At 63.2% G+C, this 22526-nt stretch carries 20 protein-coding genes; 10 read left to right on the top strand and 10 right to left on the bottom strand.

Annotation, left to right across the window (positions count from 1 at the left end):
* Positions 1-166 precede the first annotated feature (166 nt).
* The 6 genes from FFS12_RS15085 (at position 167) to FFS12_RS15060 (ending at position 9844) form a co-directional block, all read left to right on the top strand.
* Positions 167-1504: an imelysin family protein gene (locus FFS12_RS15085; RefSeq protein WP_137887858.1), complete on the top strand. Its 1338-nt coding sequence runs from the start codon at positions 167-169 to the stop codon at positions 1502-1504.
* 181 nt (positions 1505-1685) lie between these two features.
* Positions 1686-3101 carry a di-heme oxidoredictase family protein gene (locus FFS12_RS15080; protein WP_137887856.1) on the top strand — a complete coding sequence of 472 codons (1416 nt, stop codon included), beginning with the start codon at positions 1686-1688 and terminating at the stop codon, positions 3099-3101.
* A 10-nt stretch (positions 3102-3111) separates the two neighbouring features.
* Entirely contained in the window at positions 3112-4188 is a 1077-nt protein-coding gene (locus tag FFS12_RS15075) for an imelysin family protein (RefSeq protein ID WP_137887854.1), read from the top strand.
* 16 nt (positions 4189-4204) lie between these two features.
* Complete coding sequence (locus FFS12_RS15070; protein ID WP_137887852.1) at positions 4205-5299, top strand: DUF1513 domain-containing protein; 1095 nt, start codon at positions 4205-4207, stop codon at positions 5297-5299.
* 299 nt (positions 5300-5598) lie between these two features.
* Positions 5599-6750 carry an efflux RND transporter periplasmic adaptor subunit gene (locus FFS12_RS15065; RefSeq protein ID WP_137887850.1) on the top strand — a complete coding sequence of 384 codons (1152 nt, stop codon included), beginning with the start codon at positions 5599-5601 and terminating at the stop codon, positions 6748-6750.
* Between the two features lie 28 nt (positions 6751-6778).
* Positions 6779-9844 carry a multidrug efflux RND transporter permease subunit gene (locus FFS12_RS15060; RefSeq protein WP_137887848.1) on the top strand — a complete coding sequence of 1022 codons (3066 nt, stop codon included), beginning with the start codon at positions 6779-6781 and terminating at the stop codon, positions 9842-9844.
* A gap of 80 nt (positions 9845-9924) precedes the next feature.
* On the opposite strand, the gene FFS12_RS15055 is transcribed toward FFS12_RS15060, so the two are convergent.
* The 5 genes from FFS12_RS15055 to FFS12_RS15035 form a co-directional block, all read right to left on the bottom strand.
* Complete coding sequence (locus FFS12_RS15055) at positions 9925-10146, bottom strand: hypothetical protein (protein ID WP_137887846.1); 222 nt, start codon at positions 10144-10146, stop codon at positions 9925-9927.
* A complete protein-coding gene (locus FFS12_RS15050; RefSeq protein ID WP_137887844.1) occupies positions 10143-10859 on the bottom strand; it encodes a lipopolysaccharide kinase InaA family protein in 717 nt (238 codons plus the stop codon). The genes FFS12_RS15055 and FFS12_RS15050 overlap by 4 nt, the downstream gene beginning before the upstream one ends.
* A 6-nt stretch (positions 10860-10865) precedes the next feature.
* Positions 10866-11546, bottom strand: coding sequence for a class I SAM-dependent methyltransferase (locus FFS12_RS15045; RefSeq protein WP_137887842.1), 681 nt, complete (start codon positions 11544-11546; stop codon positions 10866-10868).
* Positions 11547-11739: 193 nt separating this feature from the next.
* Positions 11740-13008, bottom strand: coding sequence for a HAMP domain-containing sensor histidine kinase (locus tag FFS12_RS15040; protein WP_137887840.1), 1269 nt, complete (start codon positions 13006-13008; stop codon positions 11740-11742).
* On the bottom strand, positions 12998-13681 hold the full coding sequence (locus tag FFS12_RS15035) for a response regulator transcription factor (protein ID WP_137887838.1): 684 nt from the start codon (positions 13679-13681) through the stop codon (positions 12998-13000). The genes FFS12_RS15040 and FFS12_RS15035 overlap by 11 nt, the downstream gene beginning before the upstream one ends.
* A 339-nt stretch (positions 13682-14020) precedes the next feature.
* Here FFS12_RS15035 and FFS12_RS15030 point away from each other — a divergent pair, with 339 nt between their 5' ends.
* The gene (locus FFS12_RS15030) at positions 14021-14767 is read left to right on the top strand and encodes a phosphatase PAP2 family protein (protein ID WP_137887836.1); all 747 of its coding nucleotides are present in this window, start codon (positions 14021-14023) and stop codon (positions 14765-14767) included.
* Between the two features lie 163 nt (positions 14768-14930).
* Here FFS12_RS15030 and groL read toward each other — a convergent pair whose 3' ends face one another.
* The 4 genes from groL to FFS12_RS15010 all read right to left on the bottom strand — a co-directional run bounded on the left by groL (position 14931) and on the right by FFS12_RS15010 (position 18512).
* The gene (gene groL / locus FFS12_RS15025; RefSeq protein ID WP_137887834.1) at positions 14931-16574 is read right to left on the bottom strand and encodes a chaperonin GroEL; all 1644 of its coding nucleotides are present in this window, start codon (positions 16572-16574) and stop codon (positions 14931-14933) included.
* A 59-nt stretch (positions 16575-16633) separates the two neighbouring features.
* Positions 16634-16927 carry a co-chaperone GroES gene (locus tag FFS12_RS15020; RefSeq protein WP_137887832.1) on the bottom strand — a complete coding sequence of 98 codons (294 nt, stop codon included), beginning with the start codon at positions 16925-16927 and terminating at the stop codon, positions 16634-16636.
* Between the two features lie 333 nt (positions 16928-17260).
* Positions 17261-17713: an FxsA family protein gene (locus FFS12_RS15015; RefSeq protein ID WP_137887830.1), complete on the bottom strand. Its 453-nt coding sequence runs from the start codon at positions 17711-17713 to the stop codon at positions 17261-17263.
* Between the two features lie 67 nt (positions 17714-17780).
* Complete coding sequence (locus tag FFS12_RS15010; protein ID WP_137887828.1) at positions 17781-18512, bottom strand: HugZ family protein; 732 nt, start codon at positions 18510-18512, stop codon at positions 17781-17783.
* A gap of 106 nt (positions 18513-18618) precedes the next feature.
* Here FFS12_RS15010 and FFS12_RS15005 point away from each other — a divergent pair, with 106 nt between their 5' ends.
* Entirely contained in the window at positions 18619-19377 is a 759-nt protein-coding gene (locus tag FFS12_RS15005) for an SDR family oxidoreductase (protein WP_137887826.1), read from the top strand.
* A 72-nt stretch (positions 19378-19449) separates the two neighbouring features.
* Here FFS12_RS15005 and FFS12_RS15000 read toward each other — a convergent pair whose 3' ends face one another.
* Entirely contained in the window at positions 19450-20466 is a 1017-nt protein-coding gene (locus FFS12_RS15000; protein ID WP_137887824.1) for a DUF481 domain-containing protein, read from the bottom strand.
* Between FFS12_RS15000 and FFS12_RS14995 the strand changes: the two genes are divergently transcribed.
* The gene (locus FFS12_RS14995) at positions 20465-20857 is read left to right on the top strand and encodes an MGMT family protein (protein ID WP_137887822.1); all 393 of its coding nucleotides are present in this window, start codon (positions 20465-20467) and stop codon (positions 20855-20857) included. The two genes, FFS12_RS15000 and FFS12_RS14995, sit on opposite strands and share 2 nt — an antisense overlap.
* 83 nt (positions 20858-20940) lie before the next feature.
* A complete protein-coding gene (locus tag FFS12_RS14990) occupies positions 20941-22500 on the top strand; it encodes an AmpG family muropeptide MFS transporter (RefSeq protein ID WP_137887820.1) in 1560 nt (519 codons plus the stop codon).
* Positions 22501-22526 lie beyond the last annotated feature (26 nt).

Raw genomic sequence — 22526 nt, 5'->3', positions numbered from 1 at the left:
CGGCATTCTAGCGGCACCGCGTCGTGCAGAGCAGAACTGGCGCACGCCCTATAAGAACAAATAGCCGCGCTGGCCCTTTGCACAAAATGCAAATCTTTCGCATTATGTCGCGGTTTCACACGCGCAACGCGTACCGTTCTCATCTTTAGACGCAAAGGACTTCGCCATGATTCGTATGCCTCTGGCCACTGCCAGCCTGCTGGCCATTGCTATTTCTCTCGCCGGTTGTGGCGAAGACAAAGCCCCAGCAACCCAAGCGGCGGCCCCGGCTGCCAGCAGCACCAGCACTCCAGCCGCGAGCGCCGGCAAGCTCGATGAAGCGGCCGCCAAAGCGGTGGTCAACCATTACGCCGATGTCGCCCTGGCCGTGTTCAGCGACGCTGCCAGCACCGGCAAAGCGCTGCAGACTGCGGTGGACGCCCTGCTCGCCAACCCGAATGACGAGACGCTGAAAGCCGCCCGCGCAGCCTGGCTGGCCGCCCGCGTGGCCTACATGCAGAGCGAAGTATTTCGCTTCGGCAACCCGGTGGTGGATGATTGGGAAGGCCAACTGAACGCCTGGCCGCTGGACGAAGGCCTGATCGACTACGTCGCCGCCGACACCCCGCACGCGCAGGGCAACCCGGGCGCCACCGCCAACATCATCGCCAACACCCAGGTCCAGGTCGGCGAAGACAAGCTCGACGTGACCGAAATCACCGGCGAAAAACTGGCCAGCCTGAACGAGCTGGGCGGTTCCGAAGCCAACGTCGCCACCGGCTACCACGCCATCGAATTTCTGCTCTGGGGCCAAGACCTGCATGGCACCGGCGCGGGCGCGGGCGAACGCCCTGCAACCGACTACGCCACCGGCAATGACTGCGGCAACGGCCACTGCGATCGCCGCGGCGCCTACCTGAAAGCCGCCACCGACCTGCTGGTCAGCGACCTGAATGGGATGGTGGTGCAGTGGCAAGCCGGCGTTGCCGACAACTACCGCGCGACCCTGGTCGCCGATTCGGCCGAGAACGGCCTGCGCAAAATGCTCTTCGGCATGGGCAGCCTGTCGCTCGGCGAACTGGCTGGCGAGCGCATGAAGGTCGCCCTGGAAGCCAACTCCACGGAAGACGAGCACGACTGCTTCAGCGACAACACCCACAACTCGCACTTCTACAACGCCAAGGGCATCCGCAACGTCTACCTCGGCGAGTACAAGAAGGCCGACGGCACGACCCTGAGCGGCCCGAGCCTGGCGTCCCTGGTGGCTAAAATCGACCCGGCCAGCGACGCCACCCTGAAGGCCGATCTAGAAGCGACCGAGGCCAAACTCCGAACACTAGTGGACAGTGCCACCAATAATGGCCAGCACTTCGATCAACTGATCGCCGCCGACAACAGCGCCGGCCAGCTGGTCGTGCGGGATGCCATCGCCGCCCTGGTCAAACAGACCGCTGCGATCGAACAGGCCGCGGGCAAACTGGGCATCGGCGACCTGAACCCGGATACCGCCGACCACCAGTTCTGATACCTCGGCACTGGCAACGGATGCGCCCACAAGGCGCATCCGTTTTTTTTCGCCTGCATGCCAAGCAGCCAGCAAACCAGGCGCGACATTTCGCCCTCCTCGTAAACGCTAATCCCTCTTATTCGAATTACCTTAGCCTGATAAGCTGGCGCGCCTGATTCCGCGGCCTGGATCGTTGCCAATGCCCCGTTTGTTCTCTCTCCTGCCCTTACTGCTGCTGGCGCTTGGCCTGGCCGCGTGCGATGACGCGCCGCGTTTTAGCCAAGCCGAGCCCGGCGAAGCCCTGTCCGCCGGCAGCGCCACAGTGCGCAAGAGCGATCACAACGCCTTCTCCCAGCCCGCCGCGAACCTCTCGCCGCTGCGCCGCCTGGACTTCAGCGTCGGCAACAGCTTCTTCCGCAACCCCTGGGTCATAGCCCCGTCGACCACCATTGCCCGCGATGGTCTCGGCCCGCTGTTCAACACCAACGCCTGCCAGGGTTGCCATATCAAGGACGGCCGCGGCCACCCGCCGAGCGCCGCGGCCGTCAATGCGGTGTCGATGCTGGTGCGCCTGTCGATTCCCGCCGGCGCCGAGCAGGCGCAGATCCTGCAGCGCCAAGGCGTGCTGCCCGAGCCGGTCTACGGCGGCCAACTGCAGGACATGGCCATCCCCGGCGTGGCCCCGGAAGGCAAGGTGCGGGTGGACTACCGGAGCGTCCCCGTACGCTTCAGCGACGGCAGCAGCGTGGAGCTGCGCCAACCCCGACTGCAGATCAGCCAGCTCGGCTACGGCGAGCTGCATCCGGACACCCAACTCTCCGCCCGCATCGCCCCGCCGATGATTGGCCTCGGCCTGCTCGAGGCGATTCCCGAAGCCGCGATCCTCGCCAACGCCGCGGCACAAAACGCCAAGGCGCAAGGCGTTTCCGGGCGACCCAACTACGTCTGGGACGACGCCCAGGCGCAGACCGTACTCGGCCGTTTCGGCTGGAAAGCCGGGCAGCCGACGCTGAACCAGCAGAACGTCCACGCCTTCGCCGGTGATATGGGCCTGACCACCAGCCTGCTGCCGAAGGATGATTGCAGCGCCACCCAGACCGCCTGCCGGGCCGCAGGCAATGGCGGCGTGCCGGAGGTCAGCGAGCCTATCCTCGCTCAGGTGCTGTTCTACAGCCGCAACCTCGGTGTGCCGGCCCGCCGTCGGGTCGATGACCCGCAGGTGCTGAACGGCAAGGGGCTGTTCCACCAGGCCGGCTGCCAGCAGTGCCATACCCCGCAATTCACCACCGCGGCGGACGCCGCCGAACCCGAGCTGGCCACTCAGTTGATTCGCCCCTACAGCGACCTGTTGTTGCATGACATGGGCGCCGGTCTGGCCGACAATCGCCCGGAGTTTCAAGCCAGCGGCAGCGAATGGCGTACCCCGCCGCTGTGGGGCATCGGCCTGACCGAGACGGTCAACGGCCACACCCAGTTTCTGCATGACGGCCGCGCCCGCAACCTGCTGGAGGCTATCCTCTGGCACGGTGGCGAGGCCGAAGCGGCCAAGCAACACGTCCTGACCTTCGATGCCGAGCAGCGCGCCGCGCTCTTGGCTTTCCTGAACTCCCTGTAAGGAGCCGAGCATGCTGCGCCCCCACCGACTTACCGCCGTCTTCGCCGCCGTCCTCAGCGGCCTGGCCCTGAGTGCCTGTGCCCCATCCGACCCGCAGAGCAAGACCAGCGCCGCCCTCACCGAGGGCGTGCTGCTGCCGACCTACAGTGCCTGGGTCGAAGCCGACCGCCAGCTCGCGACCAGCGCCAAGGCCTTCTGCGCCGGCAGTCAGGACCTGACTGCCGCACGCCAGGCCTTCTTCACCGCGCAGAGTGCCTGGGCCGGGCTGCAACCGCTGCTGCTCGGCCCGTTGACGGAAGGCAATCGGGCCTGGCAAATCCAGTTCTGGCCGGACAAGAAGAACCTGGTCGCGCGCCAAGTGGAGACTCTGGTGAAGAGCAAGCCGCAGCTGACGCCGGCCGACCTGGATAAATCCAGCGTGGTGGTTCAGGGCCTGACCGCCTATGAATATGTCTTGTTCGATCCGGCGCTCGACCTCAACGACGCCACCCAGAAGAATCGCTACTGCCCGCTGCTGACGGCCATCGGCGACCATCAGCAAAGGCTCTCGACCAGCGTATTGAGCCAATGGCAAAGCCAGGACGGTATCGGCGCGCAGTTGCAAAGCATCCCCAACGCCCGCTATGCCGAAGGGACCGAGGCCATCGCCGACCTGCTGCGCACCCAGGTCACCGGCATCGACAGCCTGAAGAAGAAACTCGGCACCCCGCTGGGGCGGCAGAGCAAGGGTCTGCCGCAGCCGTATCAGGCGGAAGGCTGGCGCAGCAACTCCAGCCTGAACAACATCGCCGCCACGCTGGCCAGCGCCGAACGCGTCTGGCAGGGCGCCAAGCAGGATGGCATCCGCGCCCTGCTCAGCCCGGAACAGGCCGACCTGGGCAAACGCCTCGACGCGGCTTACGCCGATACCCGTCAGCGCCTCGCCGCACTGCAACAACCGCTGAGCGAACTGCTCGCCGACGAGGCCGGGCGCAACCAACTGAATGCGCTGTATGACAGCCTGGATAAGCTGCACCGCCTGCACAGTGGCGAACTGGCGAAAACCCTCAGCATCCAGCTGGGCTTCAACGCCAACGACGGCGACTGAGCCAGAGGAGCCAGACATGCAACGCCGTGCTTTTCTCGGCCTCGGCGGCGCCCTGCTCGCCGCCTCCGCCTTCGGCGGCTGGACCCTGGTCCGGCATGCTCGACAGCCGCTGTTGCTCTCCGCGCGGGATGACGCCGACGGCCGGCACTACGCCGTCGGCTACCGCCTGGACGGTAGCAAAGTGTTTGCCACCGAGGTCAACCAGCGCTGTCACGATGTGGTACCGCACCCCAGCCTGCCACTGGCAGTGTTCGTCGGGCGCCGGCCGAGCACCGAGAGCTATCTGCTCGACCTGCGTGACGGGCGCCTGCTGCAAACCCTGAACTCGCCGACAGATCGGCACTTCTACGGGCACGGCATCTTCCACCAGAGCGGTGAATGGTTCTACAGTAGCGAAAACGACACCGCCGAACCCGGTCGTGGCGTACTCGGCGTCTATCGCCTGGACGGCCGGCGGTTGCTGCGTAGCCATGAACTGTCCAGCCATGGCGTCGGCCCGCACCAGTTGCTGTGGATGCCCGACGGCGAAACCATAGTCGTCGCCAATGGCGGCATCCGCACCGAGGCGGACAGCCGCGTGGCGATGAACCTCGACGCCATGGAATCCAGCCTGGTCCTGCTCAAGCGTGACGGCACGCTGCTGAGCAAGGAACAACTGCCCGAGCGGATGAACAGCGTGCGCCATCTGGCGGTGGCCGGCGACGGCACTATCGTCTCCGGCCAGCAATACCAAGGTGACCCCGGCGATCACGCCCCCATGCTCGCGATCAAGCGCCCGGGCCAGACGTTCCAGCCCTTCCCGATCGCGGACGCGCAGCGCCAGATGCTGAACCAGTACACCGCCAGCCTGGCCATTCACAGCGAGCTGCGCCTGCTGGCGCTGACTGCGCCGCGGGGCAATCGCTTCCTGGTCTGGGACCTGGACAGCGCGCAGTTGCGTCTCGACGCGCCGCTGCCGGACTGCGCCGGTGTCGGCGCGGTAGCCGCTGGCTTTGTCGTCAGTTCCGGCCAGGGCCGTTGCCGGCTGTATGACTGCCGCGGCGAACGCATCGTCGCCCAGCCGCTCGAACTGCCCGCCGGACTCTGGGACAACCACCTGCGACTCGCCTAAGAACCTGCCGAGCTGTTCCAGCTCGTAGCCTGGGTTTCGCCAAAAAACGGCTCTACCCAGCCTACAACCTTCTCTCCCCCGCTATCAGCGCGCCGCACAGCCCGGTGGCGGCACAACGCCACCCAGCGAGATGCCGGCATCTGCGGGTTAGGTTGGTAACTTGCGCGACAGTGAGTGGCGTACCCGCCGCGCTGCAATTTTTTGCAAACGCCTGGTTTTGACTTGCCCGAAGCAGCGGGACTAAGGTACTGAGCTTGCCTATTCCCAGGCCCCCCTTTGTCCTGCCAAGGAACCGGAATATGTTGCTCCGCCGCATGCTGATCATGCTGGGCGTTGTCGCCCTCGTGGTGCTCGCCCTCGCCGCCTTCAAGATCAATTCGTTCATTCAAATGGGCAAGTCCTTCTCCGCCCCGCCGCCGCCGATCAGCGTATCCGCCGCCCGGGCCGTGGAAATACCCTGGCAGAGCCGACTGCCGGCCATAGGTACGCTCAAGGCGTTCCAGGGCGTGGATCTGACCGTCGAAGCCAGCGGCACGGTGCAGGATGTGCTGTTTCTCTCCGGCGAAAAGGTCACCCTGCATCAGCCCATAGTGCAGCTGGACAGCGATGTCGAACAGGCCACCCTGGCCACCTCGGAGGCCGAGCTGGGCTTGGCGCGGGTCGAATTCGAGCGGGCGCGCAGCCTGCTCAGCCGTCAGGCGCTGTCCAAAAGCGAGTTCGATCGCCTCTCCGCCGAGCTGCAAAAGGCCATCACCCGAGTCGCGCAATTGAAGGCCATTCTGGCCAAGAAGCGCATCCTCGCGCCGTTTGCCGGCACCATCGGCATCCGTCAGGTCGATGTCGGCGACTTCGTCGCCAGCGGCACCATCATCGCCACCCTGCAAGACGTCAGCACCTTGTTCGTCGACTTCTTCTTGCCCGAGCAGTCCGTGCCCCAGCTGAGCCTTGGCCAGCGCGTACGCTTCAGTGTCGCCGCCTATCCGGGTGAAGTGTTCGAGGGTGACATCGGCGCGATCAACCCGAAGGTGGAAGACACCACGCGCAATGTGCAGGTGCGCGCCAGGCTGAATAACCCGGACGGCAAGCTGCTGCCGGGGATGTTCGCCAACCTGGAGGTGCTGCTGCCGGGCGAGCAAGCACGGGTGGTGGTGCCGGAAACTGCCCTCACCTACACCCTCTACGGCAACTCGGTGTACGTGATCGCCGAGCAGAAAGCGGAGGACGGCCAGCCGCAGAAAGATGCCAAGGGTCAAACCCAGCTAGTGGTCGAGCGGCGTTTCGTGGCAACCGGCGAGCGCCGTGATGGCCGGGTGGTGATCCTCAAGGGGCTCGCGAGCGGTGAACAGGTGGTGACCGCCGGCCAACTCAAACTGGATAGCGGCTCCCACGTGAGCATCGCCGCCGACCAGGCGCAACCCGCCACCTCGAACAGTCAGCCCAGCAGCAACTGAGCCGCCGCTGGCGCCAAGGAATCACCTCATGGCTTTTACCGATCCCTTTATCCGTCGCCCGGTGCTGGCTAGCGTGGTCAGCCTGCTGATCATCCTGCTGGGTTTCCAGGCCTTCGGCAAACTGACCATCCGCCAGTACCCGCAGATGGAGAACGCCCTGATCAGGGTAACCACCGCCTATCCCGGCGCCAACGCCGAGACCATCCAGGGCTATATCACCCAGCCGCTGCAACAGAGCCTGGCGAGCGCCGAGGGCATCGACTACATGACCTCGGTGAGCCGGCAGAATGTCTCGATCGTCTCGATCTATGCGCGGATCGGCGCCGACAGCGACCGCCTATTCACCGAGCTGCTGGCCAAGGCCAACGAGGTGAAGAACCAGCTGCCGCAGGCCGCCGAAGACCCGGTGCTGAGCAAGGAAGCGGCCGACGCCTCGGCGCTGATGTACATCAGCTTCTACAGCGATGAGCTGAGTAACCCGCAGATCACCGACTACCTGTCACGGGTGATCCAGCCCAAGCTGGCCACCCTGCCGGGGATGGCCGAGGCGGAAATTCTCGGCAACCAAGTCTTCGCCATGCGCCTCTGGCTCGATCCGCTGAAGCTCGCGGCCTACGGCATCACCGCCAGTGACGTCAACGACGCGGTACGCCAGAACAACTTCCTCTCCGCCGCCGGCGAGGTGAAGGGTCAGTACGTGGTCACCAGCATCAATGCCAGCACCGACCTGAAGTCCGCCGAGGCCTTCGCCGCCATTCCGCTGAAGACAGTCGGCGACAGCCGCGTGCTGATCGGCGATGTCGCGCGGGTGGAGATGGGCGCCGAGAACTACGACTCGATCAGCTCCTTCGACGGCATCCCCTCCGTGTATATCGCCATCAAGGGCACCCCCAGCGCCAACCCGCTGGAGGTGATCAAGGAAGTGCGCAAGCTCTTGCCGGAGCTGGAGGCGCAGCTGCCGCCGAACCTGAAAGTCTCCATCGCCTACGACGCCACGCTGTTTATCCAGGCGTCCATCGACGAGGTGGTGAAGACCCTGTTCGAAGCGGTGCTGATCGTCATAGTCGTGGTCTTCCTGTTCCTCGGCGCGTTGCGCTCGGTGCTGATCCCGGTCATCACCATTCCCTTGTCGATGATCGGCGTGCTGTTTTTCATGCAGTTGATGGGCTACTCGATCAACCTGCTGACGCTGCTGGCCATGGTGCTGGCGATCGGCCTGGTGGTGGACGATGCGATCGTCGTGGTGGAGAACATCCACCGGCATATCGAGGAAGGCAAGAGCCCCTTCGCTGCGGCCATCGAGGGCGCCCGCGAGATCGCCGTGCCGGTGGTGTCGATGACCATCACCCTGGCGGCGGTGTATGCCCCTATCGGCTTCCTCGAAGGGCTCACCGGGGCGCTGTTCAAGGAGTTCGCCCTGACCCTGGCCGGCGCGGTGATCATCTCCGGCATAGTCGCGCTGACCCTGTCGCCGATGATGTGCGCCAAGCTGCTGCGCCACGATGAGAACCCCACAGGCCTGGCGCACAGGCTGGATCTGGTGTTCGAGCGCCTGAAAAAACGCTATCAGCGCACGCTGCACGGCACCCTCAACACCCGCCCGGTGGTGCTGGTGTTCGCGCTGATCGTCATGTGCCTGATCCCCGCCCTCCTGCACTTCACCAAGAGCGAGCTGGCGCCGGACGAGGACCAGGGCATAGTGTTCTTGATGGCCACGGCGCCGCAGCCGACCAACCTCAATTACCTGAATGCCTATACCGCCGAGTTCGTGAAGATCTTCAAGGAGTTCCCGGAGTACTACTCGTCCTTCCAGATCAACGGTTTCAACGGCGTGCAATCGGGGATCGGTGGCTTCCTGCTCAAGCCCTGGAGCGAACGGGAACGCACGCAGATGGAGCTGCTTCAGGAGGTGCAAGGCAAGCTCAGCGCGATCCCCGGCCTGCAGATCTTCGGCTTCAACCTGCCGTCGCTCCCCGGTACCGGCGAGGGCCCGCCGTTCCAGTTCGTGGTCAACACCCCCAACGACTACGAGTCGCTGCTGCAGGTGACCGAGAAGATCAAGCAACGCGCCGAGGCGTCCGGCAAGTTCGCCTTCCTCGATGTCGACCTGGCCTTCGACAAGCCCGAGGTGGTGGTCGACATCGACCGCGCCAAAGCCGCCCAGATGGGCGTATCCATGGAGGATCTGGGGATGACCCTGGCCACCCTGCTCGGCGAAGGCGAGATCAACCGTTTCACCATCGACGGCCGCAGCTACAAGGTGATCGCCCAGGTCGAACGCGCCTACCGCGACAACCCGGGCTGGCTGAGCAATTACTACGTGAAGAACGCCAGCGGCGAGATGCTGCCACTGTCGACCCTGATCCAGGTGCATGACCAGGCGCGGCCCACCCAGCTGAACCAGTTCCAGCAGCTCAACTCGGCGATCATCCAGGGCGTGCCCATGGTCAGCATGGGCGAGGCCATCGAGACCGTCCGGCAGATCGCCGAAGAGGAAGCGCCGCGCGGCTTCGCCTTCGATTATGCCGGCGCTTCGCGGCAATACGTGCAAGAAGGCAGCGCGCTGTACGTCACCTTCGGCCTGGCGCTGGCGCTGATCTTCCTGGTGCTGGCCGCGCAGTTCGAGAGTTTCCGTGATCCGCTGGTGATTCTGGTGACGGTGCCGCTGTCGATCTGCGGGGCGCTGATCCCGTTGTTCCTCGGCTTCTCCAGCATGAACATCTACACCCAGGTGGGCCTGGTGACCCTGATCGGCTTGATCACCAAGCACGGCATCCTGATCGTCGAGTTCGCCAATCAGCTGCGCCGCGAGAAGGGCTTATCCCGCCGCGCAGCGGTGGAGGAAGCCGCGGCGATCCGCCTGCGGCCGGTGCTGATGACCACCGCGGCGATGGTCTTCGGCATGGTGCCGCTGATCCTCGCCAGCGGCGCGGGGGCGGTCAGCCGTTTCGATATTGGCCTGGTGATCGCCACCGGCATGTCGGTCGGCACCCTGTTCACCCTGTTCGTGCTGCCCTGCGTCTACAGCCTGCTGGCCAAGCCGGATGCGCCGGCAACAGAAGAACAGCAACCCAAACCGGTATCGGCCCACTAACCGAGCCCAGCAAAAAGCCCTGCAATGCGGGGCTTTTGGTTTAAACGCGACTTGTTTCAGCGCGCAAGGACAACTCAGCTCTACCGCGTCCCGCCTTGGGACAGGCCGAACATCAGCAACAGCAGGTCCTGATCCGGGCGCAGCTGCACCTTGGCTTTGGCGTTAGCCGGCACGGGACAAAGACCTAGGCCGTTCGCTGCACTCAGCACCTCCGGGCCAGGCTCATGCCAGGCCGCGACAGCAAGGGAAGCCACTCCTAGGGCTCCTACGAGGAACAAACCTCGTGCGATTTCTAGCTTCATGATTGCAACCCCTTGATAGCGCTGCCAAACGCTGTTTGGTAACCGTAGATCAGTTGTTGCCAATCCGCTTCATTCCACGACGAATGGCGCCTTAGCTGGCGCAAGTCGTGACGGGCCGCACGTTGTTTGCTCAAGCGCCGTCGAGCCTTCTCCAGATCCAGCAGCGCCACGTCCGCCCGGGCCGCCGCGCCCTCACCCGTGACCCGCACAAAGATATGTTTGGCGTACAGGCAACCGTGCTGCCAACGCCCCAGATGCAAGCGCGCCAGCATGGCGCCCAGCGCGTGCAGTAACTGTTGATGCAACTGCTCGCCATAGTGCTCACGGCCACCGCTGGCGTACCAGTTGTCGACTTCCTGAAAGCCGTCCAACGCCGCCGTCACCAGCAGTCCGCGCCAGCTTTTATCTGCGCTGCACAACGCAGCGCAATACACCACCTCGGGGACCCACACCCCGAGCCGGCGAAAACCTTCCAAGGCATCACGCTCGCGCAGCACCGTCGGCCGCCCAAAAGGATGCCGCAGGCTGCGATAGAGATGCCCTACTTGGCGCTTGGCATACAACAACTGCCCGTCCGCACGGACTCGCTGTACGCCACTCTCGCCGCCACGCCGTTGATTCGGCTCTTCAACCCATTCGCCGTGCTGTTGCCAGCAGTGTTCAAACTGCTCAGGTGGCGCAAATGTCGGAGTCGAATACAGCGCTTCACTCATGCTTGATTACCCTTTACGCAATACATAAACCCGCCACATGGCATACAGCGGCAAGAAGTCCAAATGCTCCTGCACCCGGAAGCCCGCCTGGCGGAACTCGTCTTCAACAGTAGCCACCGGTAACACAAACCGATTCTGGTAACTTTCCTGCCCCGCCTGGCCCTGGCGCTTTCTCTCCAGACGCTTACGTTTCCAGGCCTTGAAATTGCCATCGACCCACAGCGAAACAATCAAGCTATCGCGAGTCACCCGCTTGCATTCACGCAATAGCGTCATGCGGTGTTCGGCATCACCGACGTGATGCAGCAGACGCATGCAGAAGATGCTGTCCACGGCATTGTCCGGCAGATCGATGGCGAAGGCAGAGGTCTGCAAAGGCCGTACCCGTTTCACCACTTCTGCCGGCTGAGCGGCACAAGCCACTTGCAGCATATTCGCCGAGTTGTCCGCACCGATGATCACGCGGTTAGACTTTTCTGCCAGCAACGGCCAGAAACGCCCGGCCCCACAGGGCAAGTCGAGCACCAGACCCGGCTCACCCGCCAGCGCCAGGGCACGCCGCGCCAACTGCTGATCACGCCAATGGGACAACTTGCGCCAGCCACCCTCCTGATGCTTCTCCAGGTATTGCCGGGCATGTTGCTGATCGTATTTGTTGGAAAACTCGAGCTTGACGGGGTCAATCATGGGCCATCTCCTGCGGATCATCGCCCAACCTTATGCAGGCGCCCGTCAACAGCAGGTCAAGCCCAGGTGAAAATTCCGTGAAAACGCGCCCGCCGATCCACTACGCGAGCCTATGACCCGCAAGGCTCAAGGAAGTTTGCGGGTCATAGGCCCAGGCCCCGATAGGGACACCGAAGTGGCCGTGGCACTCAGTTCAGTTCAGTTCGACCCGAAAGCGACAGCCGCTGGGTTGCGCCGCCGTGAGCTGAACCTTCCAGCCCTGGTCCTCGCAGATCCGCTGCACCAGGGAAAGCCCCAACCCCAGACCATCGCCATGCTGCTCGCCGCCACGCACAAAGGGCTGGAACATGGCCTCGCGCTCGTTCTCGGGAATGCCGACACCGGTGTCTTCGATGACAAAACCATTGTTCAGCAAGCCCAGGCTGATCCGCCCCTGCTCGGTGTAATGCCAGGCGTTGCGCAGCAAATTGCCCATCACCGCGCGCAACAATGTCGGGTTGAAGAGTTCGTGGCAGGGCTCGCCGCTCCGGTAATCCAGCTGCAAGCCCTTGCTCTCAATCGGTTCGCGCCACTGCGCCACCAATTCATCCGCCACAGTGGACAGGCTGACCGCCACCAACAGGTTGCTGTCCCCCTGCTGGGCGCGGGCGAGCAACAGAAAGGTTTGCACCAGCTCACGCATCTCGTCACAGGCCCGCGCAATGCGCTGCACCTGGGTGCGGGCGCGCAGGTCGAGGGTCGGGTTTTCCAGCAGCAACTCGCAGGAGCTGGCCAGCACCATCAAGGGCGTGCGCAGCTCGTGGCTGACATCGCTGGTGAACAGGCGTTCACGGGTCAGGGCATGGCGCAGCAGGCCGAGGGTGTCATCGAAGGCCCTGGCCAGTTGCCCCACCTCGTCGGCGGCATAGTCCGGCGCCAAAAGCGGCGCCAGATCCAGCAGCTGATCACGATGGCGAACCTGGCGGGAGAGGCGTACCACCGGTTCGATCACCTTGCGTGCCAGCAGCCAGCCGAGCACGGCGGAAAGACCGACGCTCAGCAGAAAGCCCACCAGCACCACGGCGAAGAGCACCCGCTCACGCGCCTCGAAGTCGCTCTGATCCTGCAGCAGCATATAGTGGCGACCGTCGACGACACGCACGAAAGCGTGATAGGACAGCTCGCCACGAAACACCTCATGAAAGCCCGGCGCCAGCTCTTTGAGATCGTCCGGCAAGGCGAACTCTTCACGACCACCAGAGAAGTAGAACAGCTGCCCCGGCTCCGGGATATGCCGCCATTCGTCCATGCTGTCCATCTGCAGCAAGCGATCGAGATCGCCGCCCAGCTCGCTGGACAGTAGTCTCTCCTCCACCAGATGCACGGTCTCGACTATCCCCAAGGCAAAGGCGCCCGCCACCAGAGAGGTCATCAGCACAAAGGCAATCACGATCCGGCGTGACAGGCTGTGCTTAAACTCCATCGTTCGCCTCCGCCAGGCGATAACCCACACCATGCACGGTCTGCAGCAGCGCCGTGGCGAAGGGTTTGTCGATCACCTGACGCAGCTGATGGACGTGGCTGCGCAGGCTATCGCTGTCCGGGCAGTCATCTCCCCACAACGCCTCTTCCAATACCTCGCGGCGCAACACATGAGGACTCTTCTGCATCAGCGCGGCGAGCAGCTTGAGGCCGATCGGGTTGAGCTTGAGCGTCCGTCCGCCGCGGCTGACCTGCAGCGTATCGAGATCGTAAGTCAGATCCGCCACCTGCAGGCTGCGCCGCCCGCCGCCTTGGGTGCGGCGCAAGACCGCCTCGATGCGCGCCGCCAATTCGGAGAGGGCGAAGGGCTTCAGCAGGTAATCGTCGGCGCCGGAGCGAAAGCCCTGCAGGCGGTCATCCAACTGGTCACGGGCGGTAAGCATAATTACCGGGGTCTCGCGGCGCGCATCCTCGCGCAGGCGCTTGCAGAGGGTGTAGCCGTCCATCCCGGGCAACATGATATCGAGCACGATCAGGTCGTAATGCTCGGTCGCCGCCAGGTGCAGGCCGGACAAACCGTCCTGCGCGCAGTCCACGCTATAACCTTTCATGCCCAGGTAGTCGGCCAGGTTGGCCAGAATGTCGCGGTTATCTTCGACTAACAAAATTCGCATCAGCACTTTCCTCGTGGCGCGCTAACTTCCCGCGCAGCATGGGCCAACCTTAACTCGAAGCCCCCTCGAACCAAGCCCGTTTGACACTTTTTTCACACTTGAATCACGCCGTGACGACAGGCCGACCGGCAGACTGCCGCCCATTGTGTTCTGGAGTCGCGCGCCGTCACTGCTGCGCACTACCTCGCTACGCGAGCTGTGGCTACTGTTAGCGGCGTGACTGCGCGGTTTCCTGGGCACCCGCGGCTTGCAGCGACTCGTTGAAAAGCATAAACCGCTCAACACGGCCGAATACCCGCACAGCGTCGGGGGCCTCTTCATTCACAGTCTGGACTCCGCATGCCGTCGATTCCTGCTCGCAGTCACTCAGCGCCCCTGAATCTTTGGCTCTGCCTGGGTCTGCCACTGACCAGCATGGCCCTGCTGCTGATCGTCGAACCCACCCGCCTGGACTTCGCCCTCGCCAATCTGGCCTATGAGCCTGGCGTGGGTTTTATCGGCCGGCATAGCGCCTTCCTCGAAGATGTCCTGCATGACCGCGCCAAACAGGCGGTGATCGCGTTCGCCGCACTGTCACTCCTCGGTTTGCTGACGAGCCTGTTCCTCGAGTGCGTCAAGCCTATGCGGCGGCAGCTCAGCTATGTGGTGCTGGCCATGGCGCTGTCCACCAGCTTCGTCACCCCGATGAAAGCCGTGACGGCCGTGCAATGCCCGTGGAGCCTTAGCCAGTTTGGCGGTACGGAAAGCTACAGCGCACTGCTCAGCCCGCGCCCGCCCACCGACAAGCCAGGCCGCTGCTGGCCGGGCGGCCACGCCGCGGCAGGTTTCACGCTGTTCGTGCTGTTCTTTGTCTGGCGTGACCGCCGGCCGCGCCTGGCACGCGCAGGGCTGATCTTCGCACTCACCCTGGGCAGCGTGTTTTCCCTCGGCCGGATGCTGCAAGGCGCGCACTTTTTCTCGCATAACCTGTGGACGGCGCTGTTCTGCTGGCTGATCTGCCTGGGCTCTTACTACGCCGTGCTGTACTGCCCCGCTCGGCAGGGGCAAGCCGTTCAAGCCTTGAGTGAACCCAGCCAACTAGCCTGAATCGGACTCTCAAAGCGTTGAGTAACCCGTAGATTGTCCTTTAATAGCGTCCCCGCCCTTTCGCCGAGTTACTGAATCCCCGACAAATTCACGACCATAAAAAAGCCCCGCACTAGGCGGGGCTTTTTCTACCACTTGGATCAGACCATAAGGGCTGGTCGGCTTACATCATGCCGCCCATGCCACCCATGCCGCCCATGTCCGGCATACCGCCAGCCGCAGGCTTGTCTTCCACGATTTCGGCGATCATCGCTTCGGTGGTGATCATCAAGCTGGCGATGGAGGCCGCGGCCTGCAGAGCAGAACGGGTCACTTTAGCCGGGTCGAGGATACCCATTTCGATCATGTCGCCGTACTCGCTGGTCGCAGCGTTGTAGCCGTAGTTGCCAGTGCCTTGCTTGACCTTGTCGATGACCACGCTCGGCTCGTCACCGGAGTTGGCCACGATCTGGCGCAGCGGCGCTTCAGCGGCGCGACGCAGCAGGGCAATACCGACGTTCTGATCGGCGTTCTCGCCTTTCAGACCTTCGATGGCTTGCAGGGCACGCACCAGGGCGACGCCGCCGCCAGGCACCACGCCTTCTTCGACGGCAGCGCGGGTCGCGTGCAGGGCGTCTTCTACGCGGGCTTTCTTCTCTTTCATTTCAACTTCGGAACCAGCGCCGACCTTGATCACGGCAACACCGCCAGCCAGTTTGGCCAGACGCTCTTGCAGTTTTTCACGGTCGTAGTCGGAAGAAGTGTCTTCAACCTGCTTGCGGATCTGCAGCACGCGACCTTCGATATCGGCTTGAACGCCAGCACCGTCGATGAGGGTGGTGTTTTCTTTGCTGAGGATCACGCGCTTGGCATTACCCAGGTGTTCCAGGGTAGCGCCTTCCAGGCTCAGGCCGATTTCTTCGGAGATCACGGTACCGCCAGTCAGGACGGCGATGTCCTGCAGCATGGCCTTGCGACGGTCGCCAAAGCCTGGGGCTTTGACCGCGGCGACTTTAACGATGCCACGCATGTTGTTCACCACCAGAGTCGCCAGGGCTTCGCCTTCGACGTCTTCGGCAACGATCAGCAGCGGACGGCCGGCTTTGGCCACGGCTTCCAGCACTGGCAGCATTTCGCGGATATTCGAGATCTTCTTGTCGACCAGCAGGATCAGCGGGCTTTCCAGCTCGGCGACCATGGTGTCCGGCTTGTTGATGAAGTACGGGGACAGATAGCCACGGTCGAACTGCATGCCTTCGACGACCGACAGTTCGTTTTCCAGGCCCGTGCCTTCTTCAACGGTGATCACGCCTTCCTTACCGACTTTTTCCATGGCCTGGGCAATGATGTCGCCGATGGAGGTGTCGGAGTTGGCGGAAATGGTGCCGACCTGAGCGATGGCTTTGGTGTCGGTGCACGGCTTGGCCTGGGCTTTCAGCTGAGCAACGATGGCGATGGTCGCCTTGTCGATGCCGCGCTTCAGGTCCATCGGATTCATGCCGGCAGCGACGGCTTTCAGGCCTTCGCTGACGATCGACTGCGCCAGAACGGTAGCGGTGGTGGTGCCGTCGCCAGCGTCGTCGTTGGCACGGGAAGCCACGTCTTTAACCAGCTGGGCGCCCATGTTCTCGAAGCGATCTTTCAGCTCGATTTCTTTGGCAACAGAAACGCCGTCTTTGGTGATGGTCGGAGCGCCGTAGCTCTTCTCGATGATCACGTTACGGCCTTTCGGGCCGAGGGTCGCTTTTACCGCGTCGGCCAGGACGTTAACACCAGCCAGCATCTTCTTACGGGCGGAGTCGCCGAATTTAACTTCTTTAGCAGCCATGATCGTTATTCCTCAATTCGTTTCGGTGGAACGGAATTCGTAGCGACGATGCGCTGAAATCAGTCTTCAACAACGGCCAGGATTTCGTTCTCGCTCATTACCAGCAGGTCTTCACCGTCAACCTTGATGGTGTTGCTGCCGGAGTAAGGACCGAATACCACCTTGTCACCCACTTTCACGGCCAGCGCACGCACTTCACCGTTGTCCAGCACGCGGCCGCTACCCACGGCGAGGATCTCGCCACGGTTCGGCTTTTCAGCAGCGGAACCCGGCAGAACGATGCCACCAGCGGTTTTCGATTCTTCTTCACTGCGACGGATGACGACGCGGTCATGCAGAGGACGAAGCTTCATTGTCGATCTCTCCCAAGTAAGGTGATTTAAAGCCGCCGGTTTATGCACCGGCTGGTTGACACATCCGGCGTTGCCGGTTGCGGCCCGCAGGGCGGACCGCAGAAGACTGCCTGTCGTCACCGACAGAGACCTTGCGGTGACCACTACATAAGGGCTGACAAGGGTATTTCAAGGGTGGCCGCGAAAAATCTTTAGAGCCGGCCTAATATCTGCTGCGCTTGGCCATGCTGCGTTGAAAACAGCCTCGGAATGCTCATTGACTGCAGTCAACTCCGCTTCCTCGCCTTTTTTCGCCTTGCCTGACCTGCGCTCGCGACGATCTTAAACAGACTCTTAGGAATCGCGGTGTTCAAACTCGCCTTCGATGACGTTCGGCCGCGCCGGCCCGGAGCGCGCTTGCAGGTCATCGGCAAAGGCCCGCTGGCGCATGGCCTGAGCGGCCACACGCTGGCGCACTTTATTCACCAGCAGGCGACGGGTAAACGGCAGCAAGCAGAGCAAGCCGAAGATGTCGCTGATAAACCCCGGCAACAGCAGCAGACCGCCACCGACCGCGATCAGCAGACCTTCGAGCATTTCCTGCTCGGGCAACTCGCCCCGTGCCAGGCGCTGACGGGCGCGCCAAGCGGTGGCGACCCCGGCCACCCGCAGCAGCACGCTGCCGAGCACGGCACTGCCGATAATCAGCAACAAGGTCGGCAACACGCCGATAGCACTGCCGACCTGGATCAGCACGGCCAGCTCGATCAGCGGAAACAGTAGAAGAAGCAACAAAAAAGCGCGCATCAACACAATCCCTGGACGGAAGTAAGGACTTCCAATGCTGGTTAAGTAATGGCGCAACAGGGCAAATTCAAGCCTGCAGCGCTCCGCCGGTCGGCCAAACCTCGGCCCGCGCCAGTGCCACCAAGGCCTGGCGCACGGCACCGGGATTACGGCAAAGCTCGGGAAATGCCAGCCAATACAGCGCCTGACCGATGCGCAGGTGAAAGCCCTCGCTGTCGATCCCGGCCAGTTGCGCCGCCGGTTCACGCGGCAAGCCGGCCAGCTCGACGTAATGGGCGATGGCGCTGGCATGATCACTGTTCATATGTTCGACCATCCCCGCCTCGACCTGAGCGGCGAAGGGATTGGCCAAGGTGACGCTATCGATCCAGTGGATGGCACCGAAACCGCCGATATAGCGAGCGCGCACCGGCTCCAAGACCCAGAAATCGAAGTCATGCGCCTGGTGATAGCCCTGTGAGCTGGGGAAATAGCGGTAATAGCGCTCAGCCGCCGCGGCGATGGCCACCTCATCGCTCAACTGGCGGGCTTGCGCCAGCAAGGTCAGGCGGCCAACGGCCTGCACATCCTCCGCGCCACGCTCGCCGACCAGCAGCGAACACTTGGGCTCGAGCTGCAGATTGTGGGTGTGCTGGGCGATGCGGCTGATCAGGATCAGCGGCCGGCCCTGTTCGTCCAGGCAGTACGGCACCACCGATCCGAAAGGGTAGCCCGGCATGGCTTTGGACTGGGTGGAGAGCACCCCACGGTATTCCTTGAGTAGCAATTCTCGGGCATGCTTGCCGGCTTTCACGCTCACCTTATGACTCCTCGCACAGAATTCGTCGAAAACGGACAGGCACTCAGCATAACGATTCGCAGCGCCAGCGGGGCTAACAACCGATACACCTTCGAGGGGATTTGGCATGCAACTGCAAGACAAAGTCATCATCATCACTGGCGGCTGCCAGGGTCTAGGTCGCGCGATGGGCGAGTATCTGGCGGCTAAAGGCGCCAAGCTGGCCCTGGTCGACCTCAATCAGGAAAAACTCGACGAAGCCGTGGCCGCCTGCAAGGCCGCCGGTGGTGACGCCCGGGCTTACCTGTGCAACGTCGCCGATGAAGAGCAGGTGACCCACTGCGTGGCGCAGATCGCCGAAGACTTCGGCGCCATCAATGGCCTGGTCAACAACGCCGGCATTCTGCGCGACGGCCTGACCATCAAGATCAAAGACGGCGAAATGACCAAGATGAGCCTGGCGCAGTGGCAGTCGGTGATCGACGTCAACCTGACCGGCGTATTCCTCTGCACCCGCGAAGTGGCGGCGAAGATGATCGAGTTGGGCAACCACGGCGCAATCGTCAACATCTCCTCGATCTCCCGTGCCGGCAACATGGGCCAGGCCAACTACTCCGCCGCCAAGGCCGGCGTAGCCGCCGACACCGTGGTCTGGGCCAAGGAGCTGGCGCGTTACGGCATCCGGGTCGCCGGCGTCGCACCAGGCTTTATCGAGACCGAAATGACCCTCGGCATGAAGCCGGAAGCGCTGGAGAAGATGACGTCGGGCATCCCGCTCAGGCGTATGGGCAAACCGGCGGAGATCGCCCATTCGGTCGCCTACATCCTGGAAAACGACTACTACACCGGTCGCATCCTCGAACTGGACGGCGGTCTGCGTCTCTGATCGCAGCTGTTGCACCAAGAAGAAGCCCCGCAACCGCGGGGCTTTTTTCATCGAAGCCTGAACCGAGAGCGCTTACCAGCCGACCCCGACGCCCAGCGAGTAGCGCCGATCCGAGCCGCTCACCGCCGCCACGCCGCCGGTCTGATTCAACTCATAGAGCAGCGACAGGCGCGCCCAACTGTTGAGGCGATAACGCAAGCCGAACTCGCTGTCGAGCGCATAGTCGACCGCGCTGATCTGCGGAATCTGTAGCTCCGCGTTGCTATAGAACTCCAGCCGCGTGCCCCAGAGTAGGCGCTTGTAATCCCACTCCAACGAGTAAGTATTGAACTCCAGATCACCCGCCGCAGACTCGAAGGTGGCCCGGTTGAACTGGCTGATCAGATCGAAACGCCCCAGTTCGTTGTCCCAGAAACGATAACCGGGACCGCTGCCGAGAATGCGCTGGCGCTGGATGCTGTCGAACTCATCGCGCTGCTGCTCGATGCCGGCACGCCAGAACCAGTGTTCGCTGAAAAAGCGGTCGAGGTCGTATTCATACTGCCAATTGTTGTCGGTTTGCTCGCCGTTCTTGGTCTCACGCTCCAACTCACCGGTCAGCACATGACGCCAGCGGCCATGCTCGACCCGGGTGTTGCCCTTGAGCTGCCACTCATCGGTATTGTCTTCATTGCGCTGCATGTCCAGCTTGGCATCCAGGTTGCCTTCCCAGACTCGGTCCTGCAGCAACAGACGCGGCGGCACCAGGCGGGTGATACTGGCCAAGGGCACGGTCTCGGTGCTTGAGTTGAGCACCCGCACCATGCCCTTGCCGGCCGCCTCCAAGCGCTTGCTATGCTCGCTGTCGAGGCCTGCGCGGCGCAGCAACAAGGGTTTGTCCGAGCGCAGGGTGTCGATATCCTTCCAATCGATCAGCACCTGGCCGGCGTACCGGGTGTTCAGCGCCAGCTTGCCGCCATCCAGCAGTAAGATCTCACCACTCAGGCGATCGCCATTATTCAGCCAGACGGTGTCCGCCCAGGCCGAGGTGACGAGGCCCAATAGAGCAGTTAAAAACACAACACTCGAAAGCAGGATGCGTAGCAACATGATCCATCGACAGGCAGAGGGTGAGGAGAAGGCGGCAGAGCATGCCTGGGCCCTCGGGCCAGCGGCAAGCGCCGAGGCGCGGCGGGCGGCGCTGTATCTGACCCTGGCGCAAGTGCCGGCAGGCAAGGTGGTCAGCTATGGCCAGTTGGCCGAACTGGCAGGTCTTGGCCGAGCGGCGCGCTGGGTCGGGCGCAGCCTCAGCCAACTGCCGCAAGGCAGTACGCTGCCCTGGCATCGGGTAGTCGCCGCCGGCGGTCGGCTCAGCTTGATGTCAGGCAGCCCCGCCGGCGATGAGCAACGGGCGCGTTTACGCGCCGAGGGCGTGCGCATCCATAACGAACGGGTGGATATGCAGCGGCATGGCTGGCGCCCAGTGGAGCACAGCGGTTAGAGTGCGCGCTGTTTTTATAATCCTGTTTTGCTAATCCGACTTTGTTCTCCAAGCTCCGTACTCCCCAGGCAGATCACAGCCCCATGCCCCGTAAAACCTGGCGCGCCGCCCTCGCCGCCTATGCCACCCCCGCCAGCTTGGCTCTGCTCCTGCTGGGGTTCGCCGCCGGCCTACCTTATATGCTGGTGTTCTCCACCCTCTCGGTCTGGCTGCGCGAGGCCGGTGTGGCGCGTGAGACCATAGGTTTCGCCAGCTTGATCGGCCTCGCATACGCCTTCAAATGGGTCTGGTCGCCACTCCTCGACCAATGGCGCCTGCCGCTGCTGGGCAAACTGGGCCGGCGCCGCTCCTGGCTGGTGCTCTCGCAAGTGTTGGTGGCCGTTGGGCTGGCCGGCATGGCGCTGTGCGATCCCCAGCAACACCTGGCCTGGTTGATCGCCCTGGCCGTGTTGGTGGCCTTTGCCTCGGCCACCCAAGACATCGCCATCGATGCCTACCGCCTGGAAATCGCCGAAGACAGCCGCCAGGCCGCGCTGGCCGCCAGTTACATGGCCGGCTACCGGGTCGCCGCGCTGTTGGCGACTGCCGGTGCACTGTATTTCGCCGAGTGGTTCGGCTCCACCGGGGGGCTGTACAAGCACGCGGCCTGGGCCGGCACTTACCTGCTGTTTGCGCTGTTGATGGTGCCGGGGCTACTCACCAGCCTGTGGATGCGCGAACCGCCGGTGCCGCTGCGCACCCAACTGTCGGCCGCCCGCTATGGTTTCAGTCATCAGATGATCTCGGTGCTGGTGTTGATCGTGTTGCTGGTCTCGGTGCCGGCGCTGTTCACCCAGCTGTACCGGACGAACTTCGAGAGCGTGCTGTTCCACGGCCGCAGTCTCCTCGATCTGCTGCTGCACGATCGGGCCTTTCTGCGCGCCCTGCTCTACCTCATCCTGACCGCGCTGTGCCTGTCGTCCATGGGCCGCCGCGGCTTGGCGCCGGTGCTCACGCCGATCAACGACTTTATCCTGCGCTACCGCTGGCAAGCCCTGCTGCTGCTCGGCCTGATCGCCACTTATCGCCTGTCGGACACTGTGATGGGCGTGATGGCCAACGTGTTCTACATCGACCAAGGTTTCAGCAAGGATCAGATCGCCAGCGTCAGCAAGCTGTTCGGCCTGGTCATGACCCTGCTCGGTGCCGGCCTCGGAGGTTTGCTGATCGTGCGCTTCGGGATCTTCCCGATTCTGCTGATCGGCGGTGCGGCGTCGGCGGCGACCAACCTGCTGTTCCTGCTGCTCGCCGGGATGGGCCCGCACCTGCAGATGCTGGTGCTCACCATCTCCTGCGACAACTTCAGCGCCGGGTTGGCCACCGCGGCCTTCGTCGCCTACCTGTCGAGCCTGACCAACCTGAAGTTCTCCGCCACCCAATACGCGCTGCTCAGCTCGATCATGCTGCTGCTGCCGCGGCTGATCGGTGGCTACTCCGGGGTGATGGTGGAGAAGTTCGGCTATAGCGATTTTTTCCTGATTACCGCGTTACTCGGCATGCCGACGTTAATCCTCATCATCTGGCAGTGGCGCCGCGAGGGTCCGCAGACAAATGGCTCGACGCCAACTCCCACCAGCGAACAGCCCTCCACGGATCGGCCATAAAAAACCGGCCTTTTGCCCTGCGCAGC

This window comes from Pseudomonas sp. 2FE (assembly GCF_005503735.1).
Lineage (GTDB): Bacteria > Pseudomonadota > Gammaproteobacteria > Pseudomonadales > Pseudomonadaceae > Aquipseudomonas.
Note: the sequence above shows the minus strand (reverse complement) of the source record. Positions and strands in the feature narration are given on the sequence as shown.